The organism is Actinomadura harenae (assembly GCF_003696215.1).
Classification (GTDB): Bacteria; Actinomycetota; Actinomycetes; order Streptosporangiales; family Streptosporangiaceae; genus Spirillospora; species Spirillospora harenae.
Map to the genome: position 1 here is coordinate 1 of NZ_RFFG01000236.1, position 3,101 is coordinate 3,101.

At 62.6% G+C, this 3,101-nt stretch carries 2 protein-coding genes and 1 pseudogene; all 3 read left to right on the plus strand.

The window, feature by feature from the left end:
• A pseudogene (locus tag EBO15_RS43050) lies at positions 1 to 458 on the plus strand (hypothetical protein); the annotation flags it as partial.
• 558 nt (positions 459 to 1,016) lie between these two features.
• Positions 1,017 to 2,828: a group II intron reverse transcriptase/maturase gene (ltrA, locus tag EBO15_RS43055; protein ID WP_199745185.1), complete on the plus strand. Its 1,812-nt coding sequence runs from the start codon at positions 1,017 to 1,019 to the stop codon at positions 2,826 to 2,828.
• An 11-nt stretch (positions 2,829 to 2,839) separates the two neighbouring features.
• Positions 2,840 to 3,101, plus strand: a 262-nt coding sequence (locus tag EBO15_RS43060; protein WP_378240617.1) for a methyltransferase domain-containing protein, incomplete at its 3' end; no start/stop codon positions are given.

Here is a 3,101-nt window from a genome sequence, read left to right on the forward strand (position 1 = left end):
GTTCGGGCAGCATGGCCGGGCGGTACACCAGCACGCGCCTGCACCGCTCAGGCCGCCGCAGGCCACGATTCCGGGAGGACGCCGTCATGACCGTCGACACACTGGAGAGCGCAAACCTCCGCGACCGCATGGTCGACCGGCTGATCGCCGACCAGGAAGGGAAGGGCCTCACGCTTCCGCCCTCGGTGGAGGCGGCGCTTCGGACCGTCCCACGGGAGCTGTACGCGCCGGACACCCCGATCGCGGAGGCATACGAGAACACCGCGATCGTGACGAAGCGGCGCGGCGAGGAGAGCCTCAGCTCGGTCTCGGCACCGTTCCTGATCGCCGAGATGCTCAGCCAGGCGGTGGACGCGCTCGACGGTTTGAAGGGCCGGCATGTGCTGGAGATCGGGTCCGGCGTGCGACACGAGGTCGCACATAGCAAGTGGCATGGCAAGGAGGCAGTGATGTCATAGCCCAGGTCAGTGCTCAAGACCTGTTCCCCGCCCCGGCGTGCGTCGCAAGTAATTGCGGGGTGCGAAGCCCGGGGAAAGGCCCAAGGGCCGCTGTTCCATCCAGTGGCTACAGGCTGGGAAAGACCGGGCGGGTGAATACAAGTGAACCCTCAGTGACGCCTCGTTACGACTAAGGTCCGTGGGTGGAATGCGCGAAGGGCCGTACAGAGTTGGCCGTTGGAAAGCGGCGAGCGCTGGTCGATGTTCCGCGAGTCGGCCAGGAGAGCACCACTACTCCGGGGTACAGAGGGCACCCAATCCGGTCGCATCTTGCATGTGCGGAACGTGATAACCCCGTTGGGGTCCGAAGGTGGCTGGCGATGCCTTCGGTAATCCAACCGCAAGGGAGGACCAATTCCCCAGCGGGAGTAGGAAGGCCCGAGAAGCGAACGCCGGCAGCCGAAAGGCAATGGGAAACCGGGCGAGGTAGACGGCATCTCCACCGTTTGCCCGGATAACCAGCCGGATACGGGCGTCATGCCCGGCTCGAAAGGGAGCCCACGCGGGCCTGGTGAGTCTGTGGAGCTGAAGATGATGAAGACCTCAGTACTGAAGGACAAGTTGGACGCCGCCGATGCGTCGGCGGCGAACGGACCTGAAGGCGGCGAACTCGACTGGCAGTCGATTGACTGGGATGCGGTCGGGGACGACGTACGTCGACTTCGTCAACGGATCTTCACGGCAACACGGGAAGGGGACCTGAAGAAGGTCCGCAATTTGCAGAAGCTGATGCTCCGCTCCCGCGCGAACGCCCTCGTGGCGGTTCGGCGTGTGGCAGAGATCAACGCAGGTCGCATGACGCCTGGGATTGACGGGGTAGCTGCCTTGACTGCGCCTGCGAAAGCCTCTTTGGCCGAGTGGGCACAATCGAAAGCAATGACCTGGAAGCCAAAGGCAGTCAGGCGAGTGTACATCCCAAAGAGCAACGGGAAGCAGCGGCCACTCGGAATCCCCGTGATCAAGGACAGGGCGGTACAAGCCCTTGTCCTCAACGCGCTGGAGCCCGAGTGGGAGGCCAAGTTCGAGCCGAAGTCCTACGGATTCCGGCCTGGACGAGGCTGTCATGACGCCATTGAGGCGATCTTCAAAGTGGTGCGAGGACCCTTGTCCAAGCGCCGCTGGATCCTTGATGCCGACCTGGCAGCCGCATTCGACCGCATCGACCATGACCGGCTGACATCCATGCTCGCTTCCTTCCCCGCCAGGGGGCTGATCCGAGAATGGCTCAAGGCGGGCGTGATAGAAAACGGTCGATTCGCCCCAACGGCTGAGGGCACCCCCCAAGGCGGTGTCATTAGCCCTCTGCTGCTCAACGTGGCTCTCCATGGAATGGAGGAGGCCGCCGGGGTTCGGTACCGTACCGATGGCGTTCACGCCGGAAAAACGGCACCGGCAAGCCCAGTTTTGATCAGGTATGCCGACGACTTCGTCGTCCTGTGTCACTCGCGGAGACAGGCTGATGAAGCACGGCGGATGCTCGCCGAGTGGCTGGCGCCCAGAGGACTGCGCTTCAACGAGGATAAGACGCAAGTCGTCCACCTCGCGGAAGGCTTTGACTTTCTGGGGTTCAACGTTCGGCAGTACAAGGGGAGCAAAGTTCTGATCAAACCGAGCCCGGCGGCAGTGGCTCGTTTCCGCAAACGGCTGCGTGCAGAATTGCGAGCCATGCGCGGAGTCAGCGCGGACGATCTTGTCGCCAAGCTGAACCCCATCCTTCGGGGATGGGCCGCATATTACCGAATTGGAGTGTCGAAGAAGACGTTCAGTAATATCGACAACTACCTATGGTGGGCGACGTATAAGTGGGCGAGATTTCGACACCCGAACAAGTCGAAGAAGTGGGTCGTCAAACGCTACTTCGGCTCGTTCGACCTTGCCAGGCAAGTTAATTGGGTGTTCGGCGATAGCAATACGGGTCGCTATCTCATCAAAATTGTCTGGACGCCGATCGTGAGGCACGTGATGGTCCAAGGGAACGCCTCCCCAGACGACCCTCAACTTGCCGAATACTGGGCACGAAGACGACGCAAGACCAAGCTTCCACTGAGCGCTGATTACGATCGAATGCTTAGGTGGCAGCGCGGTCGCTGCCCGCTCTGCAACGGCTATCTGCTGCATACGGAAACCGAACCGCAGCACCCAGACGACTGGGAGCGATGGATCGCCAAGTTGAACAAAGTGGTCCGCGCATCAGCGGTAACGGACCGGCTAAAGCCGTCCAGGGAAATCCACGATCGAAAGGCTCCAAAGCGGGAACTCCTCCATGCGCACTGCGCTCGAAGAAGAATCGCAGCGAAAGCGAGCGCCCCTGAGGGCTTCGCCACGCCCTGAGCTATCAGGACTTGCTTGAGCCGTGTGCACCGGAAGGGGCACGCACGGTTCTGAGGGGGCCGGGGCGCAGCAATGCGCTCCGGCTACCCGACGGCTACAACGCCTCGCTGCTGGCCGAACTCGTCGGCCCGGCCGGATCGGTCACCACCGTCGACATCGACCCGGATGTCACCGACCGGGCCTCGGCGTGCCTGGCCAAGGCGGGCTACCACGACGTCAAGGTGGTGTGCGCGGACGCCGAGCATCCGGTCGAACCGGGCAGCCGCTACGACC